Below are 14,991 nucleotides of genomic sequence, written 5' to 3' on the forward strand. Positions count from 1 at the left end.
ATGCGCGGATGGTGACCGATGGCGGCGGTCCGCGCAATGGGCGGCGCCCAATCCGTGACGCTTGCGCCTCAATATTTGGCGCCACATTTCGCCGTGCCGCGCTTTCAGCTATGGAAAAGGCGATGCTGACCGCCGTTATCCTCGCCCATGGAAAGCCCGCCGCCCCGCTGCGCCGCGACGCCATTGCGCGCAGCCTCGCCTCTCTCGTCGAATCATGCGTGCAGGGCCTCGTGGCGGACGCCGTGCTGGTCGGCGCGCCCGAGCGCGGACTCGAGGCCATTGCCGACGAAGCCGGCTGCGCGCTCGTCGAAACCGCCACGGCCGAAGAAGGTCTCGCGCGCGGCCTGGACGCCGCGCGCCGCGACCGCATTCTTCTGCTTTGCGCCGGCAATGCCGTTGAGCGCGGCTTCATTGACGAGATCGACGATGTTTTCGTCCATGGCGCGCCGGACACTGTCCTGGTGCTGCGTCTCGCGCCGCATTCCTTGCTGACGCGTCTCGCGCCGCGCCTGTCCGAGCCGGTGGGCGTCATCGCCCCGAAAAGCGCGCTGCGCGCCGCAGCCTCCGCCGATCTCGGGAGGCTCGCCAGAAAGCTCGGCTGCGCGGAACTTTCCTGCCGCGCGCGCCGAACCTATTAGCTCTCACCGATTGAAGGTGTTGCAGTCGTCGATCCGGCCGCTCTTCAGGCCGCGCAGCAGCCATTCGGTACGCTGCGCCGAAGAGCCGTGGGTGAAGCTGTCGGGCACCACATAGCCGCGCTGCGCGCGCTGGAGACGATCGTCGCCGATGGCCTGGGCCGAGGCGACGGCCTTCTCGATGTCGCCCTCCTCCAGGAAGTGCTGGCGCGCATTGCCATTGTTGGCCCACACGCCCGCGAGGCAATCCGCCATCAGCTCGACGCGAACCGAGAGGGCGTTGGCCTCGCCGCGGCTGCCGGCGCGCGCCTGGGCGCGCTGCACCTTGGGCAGAATGCCGAGCAGATTCTGGATGTGGTGCCCCATCTCGTGAGAAATGACATAGGCATAGGCGAAATCGCCGCCCCCGCCGAAGCGCTGCTTCATGTCGCGGAAGAAGGAGGTGTCGAGATAGATGCGCTGGTCGAGGGGGCAGTAGAACGGACCCATCGCCGATTGCGCAGTCCCGCATCGCGAACTGGTCGCGCCGTCGAAGAGCACGAGCCGGGGCGCGCGGAACGCAACGCCCTCCTGCTGCGGCAGGATTTGCGACCAGACCTGCTCATTGGAGCCCACGACCTTGGAGACGAATTGCCCCATCTGATCGGCCGGCTGCGACGCCTCGCGGGTGCGGTCCTCCCGCTCCACGCGGTGGCCGCCGCCCATGCGGCTCAGCATGTCGGCCCCGCCGATCAGGAGCGAAGGATTGATGCCGAGCGCCCAGCCGAGGATGCCGAGAATGACGATGGTGCCGAGCCCGATGCCGCCGCCGCCCCCTGACGGGCCGCCGAACATGCCACCGCCCTCGCCCCGGCGGTCCTCGATATTTTCGGAGGTCTGGAGATCTTCCCACTTCATCTTGCTGGCTCCGCCGCGCCGTCATCCGGCCCGATAATTTAATGGACGCAAGCGCGGCTGAACAGGCCGGAAATCAGGGCGCGCCCCATTCCTGCGGCCATTCGGCTCGCAGCCGGCCGCCGAGCCGCACGGGCGAAATCATGCCCGCGAGCCCGTCCCGCCCCACCTCGATCGCCACGCCGCAGAGCGTCGCCTCGCCATTGGCCGGCTCGTAGCGCGCGCCCGGCGTCTTGCGGATGAAGCGGCGCAGCGGCTCCTCCTTGTCCATGCCAATGACGGAATCATAGTCGCCGGTCATGCCGGCGTCGGTGAGATAGGCTGTGCCGCCGGGCAGGATCTGTGCGTCCGCGGTCGGCACATGCGTATGGGTGCCGACGACGAGCGACGCCCTTCCATCGACGAAATGGCCCATGGCCATCTTTTCGCTCGAGGTCTCGGCGTGCATGTCGACCACGATGGCGTCGCAGCCCACCCCAAGTGGGCAGGCGCCGAGCTCGCGCTCCATAGCGGCAAAAGGGTCGTCGATCGCGTCCATGAACACGCGGCCCATGGGATTAATCACCAGGACCTGCTGGCCGCGCGCGGCGGCGAAGAGATTGGCGCCCCGGCCCGGCGTGCCGGGCGGATAATTGATGGGCCGCAAAAGGCGCGGCTGGCGCTCGATGAAAACCAGCGTCTCCCGCTGGTCGAAGGCGTGATTGCCGAGCGTGACGCAATCGACTCCGGCGGCGAGCATTTCCTCGCAAATGGCCTCGGTGATGCCGAAGCCCCCGGCCGCGTTCTCGCCGTTGCACACCACGAAATCGAGCGCCCACTTCTCGCGCAGGCGCGGAACGTAGCGGGTCACCGCCGCGCGGCCGGAGCGGCCGAGCACGTCGCCGATGAAAAGGAGGCGCAGCGGCTGCGCGGGTTGCGAGGCGGTTGACATGGTTCTCCATAGCCCGCGCCGCCCCCAAGATCAAAACCTGTGTCGGGCCCGCCGGAAATCGAGATTGCGCAAACGCCCCGCCTTTCATAGGTGAGGGCGATCGTTGTAACATTCAGAGTGAAACGAGCTTCGCCCCAGATGCCTGACGCCGCCGCCCGCACCGACGCCCCGACGCAGACCGACGCGCCGGCGCGGCCTTACATCGTCTTCGAGGACGGACGCGACGGCGGCCGGGCGCAGCTCTTCGACGCGCCCGAGGAGATCATCGTCGCCCGCGAGGCCGCCGAGGTCCAGGACGCCTTCGCCCGCATGGAGGCCGCCGCGAAAAGGGGCCTCTATCTCGCGGGTTACGCCAGCTATGAACTCGGCTATGCGCTCGAGCCGAAGTTTTCGACCCAGACGACGCCGCGCTCGCGCACCCCGCTGCTGCTCTTCGGCGCCTTCCGCGCGCCCCGGCCCTGGACGCTGCCGCCCGCCGAAGGCCCCGCCCCGCGCGTGGCTCTGACGCCGGCCTGGAGCGAGAGCGACTACGCCGAGCGTTTCCGCGCCTGCCGGGATTTCATCTTCGCCGGCGACGTCTATCAGATCAACCTCACCTTCCCGCTCTATGGCCGTTTCGACGGCGACCCGCTGGCGCTCTACGGCGCCCTGCGCAAGCGCCAGCCTGTCGCCTATGGGGGCGTCGTGGCGCTCGGCGAGGAGACGGTCGTCTCTCTGTCGCCCGAGGTCTTCTTCGAGGCGCAGGGCCGCGCCATCCGCGCCCGGCCGATGAAGGGCACCGCGCAGCGCGGCGTCATGCCGACCGAGGACATGGCGCGCGCCCAATATCTCGTCGAGGACGAGAAGTCGCGCGCCGAAAATCTCATGATCGTCGATCTTCTGCGCAACGATCTTTCGCGTCTTTCGGAAGTCGGCTCGGTCAAGGTCACGGACCTCTTCACCATCGAGACCTATCCGACGCTGCATCAGATGACCTCGGGGATCGAGGCGCGGCTGCGCGACGACATTTCGCTCGCCGAGCTTTTCACGGGTCTTTTCCCCTGCGGCTCCGTCACCGGCGCGCCCAAGATTCGCGCCATGGAGATCATCCGCGACCTCGAATGCGCGCCGCGCGGCGTCTATTGCGGCTCGCTCGGCGTCATCGCGCCCAACGGCGACATCCGCTTCAATGTCGCGATCCGCACGCTCACCATTTTCACCGACCATGAACTCGTCTGCAATGTCGGCTCGGCGGTCGTCGCCGACTCGCGCGCCCGCGAAGAGTATGAGGAATGTCTGATCAAGGCCCGGTTCCTGACCGGCGCGCCGACGACTTCGGGCTGATCGAGACGCTGCTGTGGACGCGCGCGGGCGGTTTCGATCTGCTGCCCGAACATCTCGCGCGCCTCGCCGCATCGAGCGCCGCGCTCGGCTTCGCCTATGACGAGGGGAAAGTCCGGGCGGCGCTCGACGCCGCTGTCGCGCCGCCTCCCCAGCCCCGCTCTGCACGGGAGAAGGAGCAGAACGCGCCTCCGCCCGAACGGCTGCGGGTGCGGCTCGTCCTCTCCCGCGGCGGCTCCATCGAAACCAGCGCGACGCCCGTCGAGCCCATCCCGCCTGAAACCGTCTGGCGCGTCGTCGTCGCGCAGCGCCGCTTTTCCTCCGATGATCCGTTGCTCCGTCACAAGACGACGCGCCGCGCCCTTTACGAGGACGAACTCGCCCAAGCCATGAAGGACCGGGGCGCGGACGAGGTTCTCTTCCTCAACGAGCGGGACGAACTTTGCGAGAGCGCGCGCTGCAATCTCTTCGCGCCGCAGAGCGGTCTGCTGCTGACGCCGCCGCTTTCCTGTGGATTGTTGCCCGGAACCCTGCGCGCCAATCTCATCGCCAGCGGCCGGGCGAAGGAGGCTGTTCTGCATCTCCCCGACTTGCCGCGCGATTTCTTTCTCGGCAATTCGGTGCGCGGGCTCGTGCGCGCGCGGCTGATCGAGTGAGACCGGCGCGCTACCGCCGCCACATATCTTCGAACGCGCGCTTGAATCGCTTTACCGCCGCGCGGCAGCGCAGGACGATGAGCGAATTGTCCTGCCGCGTCAGGCCCGAGTGCGAAAAATTCCCCGCCCCGTCGCGCACGAATTTGCCGTCGACGGAATAGGCTTTCAGATGCATCAGCGGCGCGGGCTCGCTTTTGTATCTGATCTCGACATTCGGCCGCGCGGCCAGACTGTCATAGACCTCCGCGAGCGCCTTCGGCATGTGCACGTCCGCGCCGTCGCGATAGAGGCGGATGCGAACCCCGCGCGCGGCGGCGTCGTCCAGCGCCTTCACGATGCGCAGGTCCGTCAGCACATAGGCGGCGAAGTCAATGCGCTTTTTCGCCTGGCCGATCAGCTCGACATCGATCGCCTCGAGATCCTCGGCCGGCGCATAGGCCTGCCGCTCCAGGCGGCAGCGCCCCGCGAGCGCGGGCGTCGAGAGCGCGAGACAGAGGGCGATCAGGAGAAGCCGTTTCATGCGGCTGATCTCGTCGCACGACAAGCTGGCGCCGGCATTACGTCTGGCCGGGCTTGAGCCGGTAAAAGATATGACGCCCGATCATGTCCATGCGCGTCAGCGCCCGCGCCCAGCGCGGTTTGACGTAAGTGGCGTGGTAATGCGTCGAGCGGCCGACGTCGGTGATGTAGGTGCGGCCGTCCATCACCTCATTGGCGATGCGAACCGCCGTCGCCCAGGACTCCTGTTCGGTGATGCGCAGCGACTTTCCTTCGCAGGCGAAGGAGAACTGGCACGCCTTGTAGTGATTGCGGTTCTGATACACGACGCCGCAGATGCTCGCGGGATAAAGCCCGCTCTGCACGCGGTTCAGAACGACCTGCGCCACCGCGGCCTGCCCCGCCTCCGGCTCGCTGCGCGACTCGAAATAGACCGCCTCCGCGAGGCAGCGTCTTTCGCGGTCCATGTTGTCGCGGTCGACGAGCGACGCGTAATCGGGACGCGCCTTGCCGGGAGCCCCGAGCGCCAGCGTCGCGCGCGGGAAGGAAGAGACTTCGATCGGCAGTGCGTCAGGCTGGGCCGGCGTTGACGAGCCGAGCGCCACGGCGCGCGCAACGGCGGGCGTCGCGCCATGCAGGACGCGCTCGGCGATATCCTTGGAGCCTGTGTCGCGCGGCGCCTCGACGGCGGCTTTCGCAACCGGCTTGGCTCCCTCTGGTGGCGATGCGGCGCCGTCGTTCGAGAGGGCCGGCGGGGTGGCGGTCGAGGCGGTCTGCGCCGGCGAGGCGGCGGCGGTGGATTTCTGCGTCTGCGTCGTCGTCAGCGCCTCGGCGCGCGCGGCTTCCGCCTCGTAGAGCGCATCGTCGCCGGGCACGGGCCCGCGCGGCGCAAGCGCGAGGCTCGTGCGCGCGGCGCGCTTCCCCTCGATACGGAAGGTCAGACGCGCCGGCTCGGCGAGGCCCAGCGCGGCAGGATCGATGACGCGCGTCTCGAAGCCGGGCCGCATGGCGATGATGGGGTCGCCCTTGTGCGTGCGGTCGACCTCGGGGAAATTCTTCACATCCGGCTTCAAATCGACGTGCGGTTCGCTCTCGTCGGGAATGGCGCGCAGATCGTCCGGCGCGCCGACCATCAGCCGGGCGCTCTGCACCAGCGCGCGGCTCTGGCCGGAAAGCCCCAATTCGCCCGACGCCGCCTCGCCGAAGGAAGCGAGCTGAAAGGTTGCCGGTTTGGCGGCGGCGCGGGCGCGGGCGGTGAGCGGCGCGACATTCCAGTCGCCGGCCGCGTCCTGCCCGGCGCTTGCGGTGAAGGAGACGAGGACCCCGACGCCCAGCGCCCAGGGCGCCATGACGCCGAGCGCCCAGGGGGTCCTGACGTCCGCACTCCGACGCCCTTTCGACTGTCGACGCATAAGCTGGCCCAACATCCAACTGCGCTGAAAGACGGCGGCGTGGCCGCCGACGCACACGCAATCACTTTTCCCGATCGTGATTATCAACCCGTTATGCTTGCAGAAGCGTTTCGGCTCAGGCCAAGCCTGCGTGTCAGAATGAGGCGCCGCCCCCTCGCCGCCTCGCCTCACTCTCCGATGAGATGCAGCGCAATCTCGCGGCGATGCGGGCGGCGGCGATGTTCGACAATATAGACGCCCTGCCACGTCCCGAGCGCCAGGGCGCCGCCGATGACGGGAATGGACAACTGAGTCTGCGTCAGCGCGGCGCGGATGTGCGCCGGCATGTCGTCCGGGCCTTCCGTGTCATGCGAATAGGCGGCGCCTTCCGGGGCAAGGCGCGAAAATACGGCTTCGAGATCGCGCAGGACGCTCGGATCGGCGTTCTCCTGGATGAGCAGCGAAGCCGAGGTATGCCGGCAGAACGCCGTGAGCAGACCCTCGCCCATGCGGGCGCCGCGCAGGAAGTCGGCGAGCGTGGCGGTGACCTCGTAGAAACCGCGCCCGCTGGTCTCGATCCTGATGATTCGGGTCGCCTGTCGCATGGGTTCAGATGTGCGCAGGCGCACATGAATGTCGAGCCCCGATAGGCCTTATAAAAACGCCGGCTCCCGTATTAAGGGAGAGCCGGACTTTTTCGAGAATGCGGAGGGATAATGACCGAGAGCCTGATCGACGCCGTAACGAGCTGGGCCGCGTCTGAAACCGGCAAATATGTGGGGGTAACTGCCCTGACCATGCTGGCCTGGTCTGAGGCCGCGGCCATTGTCGGCTCCACCTATTTCAAGCGCATGATCCCGCTGCGCGCCGCGGCGATGATCGCCAATGTGCTCGGCGTGACCCTCGGCCTGGCGACCGGCAACCTGCCGACGATCACCAAGCACGCGATCAATTTCCCCCTCAATTTCACGCGCCTGCGGGAAATGCGCCGGCTCATCGCCAGCGTGCGCCAGGCGAGCGCCACCGACCTCAATCTCGAATGGCTGAAGCCCTTCATGCATCCAGAAAGCTTCCGCGCGACCGATTACGTCTTCGAGAAAGGGGCGCTTGCCACGCAGGCCTTTCTCGTGGTCGAGGGAAAGATCGAAATCTCGGAGCGCGGCGTCATCCTCGAGCCGGGTGCGATCTTTGGCGAGATGGCGCTGTTCACCAGGACCGGCAAACGCACGGCCTCGGCGAAGTGCCTCACCGACGCCACGCTCCTCGCCATCACCTATGAGCAGTTCGAGCAGCTCTATTTCCAGAACCCGGAATTCGGCCTCTACCTCGTCCGCCTGATGGTTCGGCGCTTCGAATCCAATCATCTTGGAGAAGAGCTGGAGAGCGCGTAAGGGGGCGGCTCAGGCCGTTCCCTCGGCCTTGCGCCCCAGCGCCGCCTGCGCCGCCGCGAGGCGCGCAATCGGAACGCGGAAAGGCGAACAGGAGACGTAGTCGATTCCGATTTTTTCGAAGAAAGCCACCGACGCCGGATCGCCGCCATGTTCGCCGCAGACCCCGAGCGCAATGTCCGGGCGCGCGGCGCGGGCGCGCTGGCAGCCGAGCGCGACGAGTTCGCCCACGCCCTCCTGATCGATCGAGACGAAAGGATCGTGCGGCAAGAGCCCCTTTTCGACATAGGCGTTGAGGAAGGAGGCCGAGTCGTCGCGCGAGATGCCGAGCGTCGTCTGGGTCAAGTCGTTGGTGCCGAAAGAGAAGAAATCGGCCGACGGCGCAATCTCGCCGGCGCGGAGCGCGGCGCGCGGCAATTCGATCATCGTGCCGATCTCATAGCCCGGCCGAATGCCTGTCTCCTTCTCGACGAGCGACGCCATCGCCTCGACGCGCGCCTTCACGAGATCGAGTTCGGCGCGCGTGAAGACGAGCGGGGCCATGATCTCGATGCGGGCGGGTTCGCCCGTCGCAATGCTGGCCTCGATCGCCGCCTCGAAGATGGCGCGCGCCTGCATGTCGACGATTTCGGGAAAGACCACCGCGAGGCGCACGCCGCGAAAACCGAGCATGGGGTTGAATTCGGAGAGTTGCAGCGCGCGGCGGCGAAGCTTCACCGGATCGGCGCCCATGGCGCGGGCGACCGTGGCGAGCTCCGTATCGGTATGGGGCAGGAATTCGTGCAGCGGCGGATCGAGCAGGCGGATCGTCACCGGCAGGCCCGCCATGATCTCGAAGAGGTGCTTGAAATCCTCGCGCTGGATGGGCAGCAGCTTGGCGAGCGCCGTCCGGCGCCCTTCGGCGTCGTCGGCGAGAATCATCTCGCGCACGGCGACGATGCGCTCGCCCTCGAAGAACATATGCTCCGTGCGCGCGAGCCCGATGCCCTCGGCGCCGAAGCGGCGCGCGGCGCGCGCGTCGGAGGGCGTCTCGGCGTTGGCGCGCACCTTGAGCCGCCTGATCTCGTCCGCCCACCCCATCAGCACGGCGAACTCGCCCGTGAGCTCGGGGCGCTGCATCTTCACTTCGCCGGCGATCACATGGCCCGCCGAGCCGTCGATCGTCAGCTTGTCGCCCTTCACGAAACGCTTGCCGGCGACGGTGAAGCTCTGGTCCTCGTAGTCGATGCGCAGCGCGCCGGCGCCGGTGACGCAGGGCTTGCCCATGCCGCGCGCGACGACTGCCGCATGAGAGGTCATGCCGCCGCGCGCCGTGAGGATGCCTTCCGCGGCGTGCATGCCGTGAATGTCCTCGGGGCTCGTCTCGGTGCGCACGAGAATGACCTTGCGCCCCGACGCCGCGAGCGTCTCCGCCTCTTCCGGACTGAAGACGATCTCGCCGAAGGCCGCGCCGGGCGACGCCGGCAGGCCCGTGGCCAGAATGTCGCGCCGCGCCGCCGGGTCGATGGTCGGGTGCAGCAGTTGATCGAGCGAGGTCGGCTCGACGCGCAGGATCGCCTCCTCGCGCGTGATGAGCCCCTCATTCGCCATGTCGACGGCAAGCTTCAGCGCCGCGCGGGCCGTGCGCTTGCCGTTGCGGGTCTGGAGCATCCACAATTTGCCGCGTTCGACCGTGAACTCCATGTCCTGCATGTCGCGGTAATGGCGCTCGAGCCTGTCGGCGACCTTCGTGAATTCCGCGAAAATCTTCGGCATGGCGGCTTCGAGCGAAATCTTCTCGCCGGGCGAGGCGCGGCTCGCGACTTCGGTCAAAGGCTGCGGCGTGCGCAGGCCGGCGACCACGTCCTCGCCCTGCGCGTTGATGAGATATTCGCCGTAAAGCTCCTTCACGCCGGTCGAGGGATTGCGGGTGAAGGCGACGCCGGTCGCGGAATTGGCGTCCATATTGCCGAAGACCATCGCCTGCACATTGACCGCCGTGCCCCAGCTCTCGGGGATATTGTGCAGATGCCGGTAGACGATGGCGCGGTGGTTCATCCATGAGGCGAAGACGGCGCGGATCGCGCCCCAGAGCTGCGCATGTGGGTCCTGCGGGAAGGTCACGCCGGCATTGGCCTCGACGATGGCCTTGAACCGCGCGACCGCCTCGCGCCAGTCGGCGGCGGAAAGCTGCGTGTCGAGCGTGAAGCCCTTGGCGTCCTTCATCTCCTCGAGCGCGTCCTCGAAGATGTGATGCTCCACGCCGAGCACCACCGACGAATACATTTCGATGAAGCGGCGGTAGCAGTCCCAGGCGAAGCGGGCGTCCCCGCAATAGCTCGCAAGCGCTTCGACCGTCTCGTCGTTGAGGCCGAGATTGAGCACGGTGTCCATCATGCCGGGCATGGAGGCGCGGGCGCCGGAGCGGACGGAGACGAGAAGCGGCCATTTCGAGTCGCCGAAAGCGTGGCCCGCCACCTGGCCGACCTCCGCCATCGCGGCCTCGACCTGGCCTTCGAGGTCCGCCGGAAAGGCGTGGCCGTTGGCGTAGAAATAGGCGCAAACCTCGGTGGTGATGGTGAAGCCCGGCGGCACGGGAAGGCCCAGCGCGGCCATCTCAGCAAGATTGGCGCCCTTGCCGCCGAGAAGATCCCGCATGGCGGCCGACCCTTCGGACTGGCCGGCGCTGAAACGATAAACCCATTTCGTCATTGCTTTTGTCTTCCCGCCACGCCGGGTGAGCCCTCTCCGGCCGAACCCGGTTCGGGTTCGCGGGCGCACAATAGCAGATAGGCGGATGAATTGTGGCGGCGAGGGCTCTTTTTTCAGGCGTCTGCCTGCCCGCCCGCGCCCCGATCCGCTCGCAATTCCGCCAAGCCAAGCTAGACTGGACGCCCCGACCGACCATCTGAAGGCGGATGATGATGGAAGACGAAGCGCCCCGCCCCCGCCCTGCCCATGAGATGGGCCAGCCGCTCGACCTTCTCTCGCTCGGCGAGCTCGACGAGCGGATAGCCGCGCTGAAAGCGGAAGTCGCCCGGCTGGAAGAAGCCGCGCAGGCCAAACGCGCCGCGACCGCCGCCGCAGAGGCGTTTTTCAGGAAGTGAGCGGCCCCGCCTGCGCTCCCCCCGCCCGCCCGCTCGGCTTGACAGCGGCGAGGCCATTGCGCTTCTTGGCGCCCAGCCGCCGGCCCTCCCGGCAATTCCTCGATTTTTCCAAACCGAAAGCGGCCCATGCATCGCTACCGTTCGCATAACTGCGGAGAGCCCAATGAGGCGCTCGCGGGTCAGAAAATCCGCCTCTCCGGCTGGTGCCACCGCATCCGTGACCATGGCGGCGTGCTGTTCATCGACCTGCGCGACCATTACGGCCTGACCCAATGCGTCGTGGACCCCGATTCGCCGGCCTTCGCCCAGGCCGAGAAGCTGCGCTCCGAATGGGTCGTCCGCCTCGACGGCGAGGTACGCCGCCGCCCGGCCGGCACGGAGAATCCCGACATGCCCACGGGCCAGGTCGAGATTTACGTGGCCGAGATCGAGGTGCTCGGGCCTGCGGGCGAATTGCCCCTGCCCGTCTTCGGCGATCAGAACTATCCCGAGGACACGCGCCTCAAATATCGCTTCCTCGATCTCCGCCGCGAGAAGCTGCACGAGAACATCATGCTGCGCGGGCGGATCATCGACTCGATTCGCACGCGCATGAAGCAGGGCGGCTTCTTCGAATTTCAGACGCCGATCCTCACCGCCTCCAGCCCTGAAGGCGCGCGCGACTTTCTGGTGCCCTCGCGTCTGCATCCCGGCAAGTTCTACGCGTTGCCGCAGGCGCCCCAGCAGTTCAAGCAATTGCTCATGGTCGCGGGCTTCGACCGCTATTTCCAGATCGCGCCCTGCTTCCGCGACGAGGACGCCCGCGCCGACCGTTCGCCCGGCGAGTTCTACCAGCTCGACGTGGAGATGAGCTTCGTCACGCAGGAAGACGTATTCGAGGCGATGGAGCCGGTGCTGCGCGGCGTATTCGAGGAATTCTCGAACGGCAAGCCGGTGACGCAGAAGTTCCCGCGCATCCCCTATCGCGAGGCCATGCTGAAATATGGCTCGGACAAGCCGGATTTGCGCAACCCGCTCGTCATCGTCGATCTCTCGGCGGAGTTCGAGAGCGAGAGCGTCTCGTTCAAGGCGTTCCGCGGCAAGACCGTGCGCGCGATTCCGGCGCCGGGCGCCGCGAGCCAGCCGAGAAGCTTCTTCGACAAGCTCAACGACTGGGCGCGCTCCGAAGGCGCGCCGGGATTGGGCTACATCATCTTCGAGGAGGAGAATGGCGCGCTCGTCGGCAAGGGGCCGATCGCCAAATTCATCCCCGCCGACGTGCAGGCGACCATCGCCGCCAAGGCGGGCGTGAAGGCCGGCGACGCCGTCTTCTTCTCGGCCGGGGAGGAGCTGGCCGCCGCCAAGCTCGCGGGCATGGCGCGGATTCGCGTCGGCAATGAACTCGGCCTCTCCAGGACCAACGTCTTCGAATTCTGCTGGATCGTCGATTTCCCGATGTACGAGTGGAACGAGGAGGACAAGAAGATCGACTTCTCGCACAATCCGTTCTCGATGCCGCAGGGCGGCATGGAGGCGCTCGAGACGAAAGACCCGCTCGACATCCTCGCCTATCAATATGACATCGTCTGCAACGGCGTGGAGCTCTCTTCGGGCGCGATCCGCAACCATCGCCCCGAAATCATGAAGAAGGCCTTCGAAATCGCCGGCTATGGCGAAGAGGTGCTGATCGAAAAATTCGGCGGCATGTATCGCGCCTTCCAATATGGCGCGCCGCCGCATGGGGGCATCGCGCCGGGCGTCGACCGCATCGTGATGCTGCTGGCGGAGGAAGAGAATCTTCGCGAGGTCACGCTCTTCCCGATGAACCAGCGTGCCGAGGACCTGCTGATGGGCGCACCCTCGGAAGCGACGATGAAGCAGCTGCGCGAGCTGCATATCCGGCTGAACCTGCCGGAGAAGAGCGCGTAAAAAACCCTCACTCAGCCCTCGTGGCCCGGCTTGTCCCGGCCACGAGGGCGAAAAGCGACTCCCGGCCTATTTTTGAGCGCCCGTCCACTTTTTCACCGTCTCCAGCGCATTCTCGATATGCTTCGTCGCGCCCGAGTCGGAAACGGCTGACAGGATTTTCCCCTCGGGCGAAATCACATAGGAAATGCGATTGGCGAAGACCGGCCCCGCGACAGGCAGGCTGAACGAAGCGTCATAGGCCTTGATGACGTTGAACTGCGGGTCCGCGCCCACAGGAAACTTGTCGCGGCATTCCTTGGTCGAGAACTCGCGCTGCGTCTCGATCCCGTCGCCCGATATGCCGATGACGGACGCCTTCATCGCTGCGAACTGATCCATCGCTTCGGCGAACTCATGCGCCTCCTCGGTGCAGACGCTGGTGAAGGACTTCGGATAGAAATAGACGACCACCGGACCGTTCTTCAGCGCCTCCTTCAACGAGAAAGTGAACTCCTTCCCGCCCTGCGCCGCCAGCACCGCGAAGTCCGGCGCGGGATCGCCCGGTTTCAGCGCGGCGAACGCGGCTGTGGCGGAGATCAGGAAAGCGATTGACGCAGCGATGCCGAGGCGCATGGAAGAACCCTTTTTCATTTCTCAAAGTGGAGGTAGAGGATTCACGGCGGCGTTCAAGTCACCGTTCCGCTCTCCCGCGCGCCGAAGGGGATCGAGGGCGTTTCTTCGTCTCCCCGGAGTGGAGCTGTTCAGCCGCTCCACGGGCGGCGCTCGTTGAAGCGCGCCCAGTTCTGCGCCACGAGCTCGAAGAGCTTCTCGCCCTCGGCGGACATCCAGCCCGCGAGCCGAGTGGCGGCGGCCTCGATTGGGCCTGCGGGCCTCGACGCCTTGCTCGCACTGCGAAACGACAGGGCGAGAGTGGGGAAAACCGTCACCGTGACGACGGCTGCGCCGATAAGCGCGGAGGCGTTTTCACCCGATATTTGCCCCGAGCGCGCGCCGAGATAGCTGATTGCGACGACGAGGGGCAAGGTCGTTGCAGAAAGCAGCGCAAGCGCCGGCATGTCCCTCGGCCCGAGCACGCGGCGATACAGCGCGAGCGGCGCCATGCGAACGAAAGCAAAGGCGAAGGAGAACAGGACCAGGCGGGCGATGCTGGCCGGGCTGGCGAACAGTGCGGAAAGGTCGAATTCGATCCCGCTGGCGATGAAAAAAACCGGAACGAAAAAACCCGCCCCGATCGTCTTCAGCCGGCCTTCGAGCGCCTGCGCTCTGGTGCCGTCGACGAGCGTGGCCACGGCCATTCCGGCCGCATAGGCGCCGACAACCGCTTCCATGCCCATGACGCCGGCAAGCGACACGAAGCCCAGAAGGACGAGCAGCGAGACGCGCACGGGGAGAAGCTCGCTGTCGCCGAGCCATCGCAGGATGATCGCCGAGAGACGGTCAGAGCGCAGCGTCGCCAGCAGAAAGACGCTCACGACGGCGATGAGCAGAAAGAGCAGACTCAAAAGCGTCTGGTGGAAGTGGTGCTTCTCCTGCGCCAGCGCGATGGAGGCGAGGAGAAGCGGGCCGAGCTCGCCGATCGCCGCGGCGCCCATGACATAGCGGCCGAAATCCGTGGTCAGCTCGCCCGCCTGCCGCAGAATGGGCAGAAGAATGCCGAAGGCCGTCGTCGGCAGAATGATGGCGACGAGCGCCGGCGCGCGCACGAGCCCCACAAGATAGAGCGCGGCCACGAACAGCGCGGAGACGAGCATGGAGACGAGCCAGGCGAGGAGACCGATCCGCAACGGCCCCGGCCCCAGCTCCTTCATCTTGAATTCGAAGCCGGCCTGAAAAAAGAGGAAGACTAGGCCGAACCTGCCGAGAAACTCGATCGCGGCGTCGTTGACGACGAGGCCCGTGACGCTCGGGCCGGCGAGAACGCCGAGCATCAATTCGATCGCGACGACCGGAACGGTTGCGAAAAGCGGAAGACGGCTGGCGAGGGGCGCCAGAACCGCAATGCCCAGGATGAGGAATATTCCCTGAAATTCGGTCGTCACGGCGCTCACCCATTCATGCGGCTTTCACGGGCGCCGACGGCGAAAAAGCGTCGGCGCGGCGCGAATCGCCGAAAAGCGGTTCGATTAGAAAACATAACCGTTTTTGGCCACTTGTACGAAAGCGCCGGAGAGACACGCGCCGGCGCCCTGCCCGCCCTGCGGCGGCCCGGTCAGGCGACTTCGCCCGCCGGCGCCGCGCGGCGCGCGGACAGCATGCGCTTCATCTCCGGCGCGCCGCGTGCCTG

Annotated in this window: 14 protein-coding genes; 6 read left to right on the forward strand and 8 right to left on the reverse strand. The window is 66.6% G+C overall.

Annotated features, from left to right (window positions below):
- Nucleotides 1–122: 122 nt before the first annotated feature.
- Nucleotides 123–638: a transposase gene (locus WOC76_RS13960; RefSeq protein WP_341106068.1), complete on the forward strand. Its 516-nt coding sequence runs from the start codon at nt 123–125 to the stop codon at nt 636–638.
- Between the two features lie 3 nt (nt 639–641).
- Here WOC76_RS13960 and ypfJ read toward each other — a convergent pair whose 3' ends face one another.
- On the reverse strand, nt 642–1,532 hold the full coding sequence (gene ypfJ, locus WOC76_RS13965; RefSeq protein ID WP_341106067.1) for a KPN_02809 family neutral zinc metallopeptidase: 891 nt from the start codon (nt 1,530–1,532) through the stop codon (nt 642–644).
- A gap of 73 nt (nt 1,533–1,605) precedes the next feature.
- Nucleotides 1,606–2,430 (reverse strand): TIGR00282 family metallophosphoesterase, encoded by an 825-nt coding sequence (locus tag WOC76_RS13970; RefSeq protein WP_341108770.1) that lies wholly within the window; start codon nt 2,428–2,430, stop codon nt 1,606–1,608.
- 168 nt (nt 2,431–2,598) lie between these two features.
- On the opposite strand from WOC76_RS13970, the gene WOC76_RS13975 reads away from it, so the two are divergent.
- A complete protein-coding gene (locus tag WOC76_RS13975) occupies nt 2,599–3,783 on the forward strand; it encodes an aminodeoxychorismate synthase component I (RefSeq protein ID WP_341106066.1) in 1,185 nt (394 codons plus the stop codon).
- Entirely contained in the window at nt 3,732–4,436 is a 705-nt protein-coding gene (locus tag WOC76_RS13980; protein ID WP_341106065.1) for an aminotransferase class IV, read from the forward strand. The genes WOC76_RS13975 and WOC76_RS13980 overlap by 52 nt, the downstream gene beginning before the upstream one ends.
- Nucleotides 4,437–4,446: 10 nt before the next feature.
- Here the strand turns inward: WOC76_RS13980 and WOC76_RS13985 are convergent, their stop codons facing one another.
- The 3 genes from WOC76_RS13985 to WOC76_RS13995 all read right to left on the reverse strand — a co-directional run bounded on the left by WOC76_RS13985 (nt 4,447) and on the right by WOC76_RS13995 (nt 6,930).
- Nucleotides 4,447–4,956, reverse strand: a complete 510-nt coding sequence (locus tag WOC76_RS13985) for a phospholipase D-like domain-containing protein (RefSeq protein ID WP_341106064.1) — start codon at nt 4,954–4,956, stop codon at nt 4,447–4,449.
- A gap of 37 nt (nt 4,957–4,993) precedes the next feature.
- Entirely contained in the window at nt 4,994–6,346 is a 1,353-nt protein-coding gene (locus WOC76_RS13990) for a cell wall hydrolase (RefSeq protein WP_445730621.1), read from the reverse strand.
- 167 nt (nt 6,347–6,513) lie between these two features.
- A complete protein-coding gene (locus WOC76_RS13995) occupies nt 6,514–6,930 on the reverse strand; it encodes a secondary thiamine-phosphate synthase enzyme YjbQ (protein WP_341106062.1) in 417 nt (138 codons plus the stop codon).
- A gap of 111 nt (nt 6,931–7,041) precedes the next feature.
- Here WOC76_RS13995 and WOC76_RS14000 point away from each other — a divergent pair, with 111 nt between their 5' ends.
- Nucleotides 7,042–7,716, forward strand: coding sequence for a Crp/Fnr family transcriptional regulator (locus WOC76_RS14000; RefSeq protein WP_341106061.1), 675 nt, complete (start codon nt 7,042–7,044; stop codon nt 7,714–7,716).
- A gap of 9 nt (nt 7,717–7,725) precedes the next feature.
- Here WOC76_RS14000 and ppdK read toward each other — a convergent pair whose 3' ends face one another.
- The gene (ppdK, locus tag WOC76_RS14005; RefSeq protein ID WP_341106059.1) at nt 7,726–10,404 is read right to left on the reverse strand and encodes a pyruvate, phosphate dikinase; all 2,679 of its coding nucleotides are present in this window, start codon (nt 10,402–10,404) and stop codon (nt 7,726–7,728) included.
- A gap of 209 nt (nt 10,405–10,613) precedes the next feature.
- On the opposite strand from ppdK, the gene WOC76_RS14010 reads away from it, so the two are divergent.
- Nucleotides 10,614–10,799, forward strand: a complete 186-nt coding sequence (locus tag WOC76_RS14010) for a DUF1192 family protein (RefSeq protein WP_445730620.1) — start codon at nt 10,614–10,616, stop codon at nt 10,797–10,799.
- A gap of 126 nt (nt 10,800–10,925) precedes the next feature.
- Nucleotides 10,926–12,707, forward strand: a complete 1,782-nt coding sequence (gene aspS, locus WOC76_RS14015) for an aspartate--tRNA ligase (protein WP_341388730.1) — start codon at nt 10,926–10,928, stop codon at nt 12,705–12,707.
- A gap of 66 nt (nt 12,708–12,773) precedes the next feature.
- On the opposite strand, the gene WOC76_RS14020 is transcribed toward aspS, so the two are convergent.
- Both WOC76_RS14020 and WOC76_RS14025 read right to left on the reverse strand, forming a co-directional pair.
- A complete protein-coding gene (locus WOC76_RS14020; protein ID WP_341106057.1) occupies nt 12,774–13,319 on the reverse strand; it encodes a peroxiredoxin in 546 nt (181 codons plus the stop codon).
- A gap of 128 nt (nt 13,320–13,447) precedes the next feature.
- The gene (locus WOC76_RS14025) at nt 13,448–14,746 is read right to left on the reverse strand and encodes a cation:proton antiporter (RefSeq protein ID WP_341388732.1); all 1,299 of its coding nucleotides are present in this window, start codon (nt 14,744–14,746) and stop codon (nt 13,448–13,450) included.
- Between the last annotated feature and the right edge of the window lie 245 nt (nt 14,747–14,991).

The sequence above is a fragment of the Methylocystis sp. IM3 genome (genome assembly GCF_038070105.1).
In the GTDB taxonomy this organism is placed as follows: Bacteria; Pseudomonadota; Alphaproteobacteria; order Rhizobiales; family Beijerinckiaceae; genus Methylocystis.